This window comes from Asaia sp. A2 (assembly GCF_057319415.1).
Genome location: NZ_JBXWTO010000052.1, coordinates 1 through 255, shown reverse-complemented (window position 1 = coordinate 255; position 255 = coordinate 1). Strand labels below are relative to the sequence as shown.

The 255-nt window shown below is 60.8% G+C and carries 1 pseudogene; it reads left to right on the top strand.

Annotation, left to right across the window (positions count from 1 at the left end):
• Window positions 1-255: pseudogene (locus ACWNRM_RS15240) on the top strand (IS630 family transposase); the annotation flags it as partial.

Sequence of the window (255 nt, the reverse complement as noted above, 5' to 3'; positions counted from 1 at the left end):
TAACCAGCTGGCTGAGGATGGCCACCATTTCGCGATTGGCACGCTGTGGCGCTTCTTCGCGCGCCACCAGATCACATGGAAAAAAAGTCTGCCCATGCGGCGGAGCAGGATCGTCCGGATGTCCTGATGCGACGGCAGGACTGGTTCGAGACCCAGCCCGACCTCGACCCCGAGCGACTGGTTTTCATTGATGAAACCTGGGCCTCGACCAACATGGCGCGACGTCATGGTCGCTGTCGGCGGGGCCAGAGATTA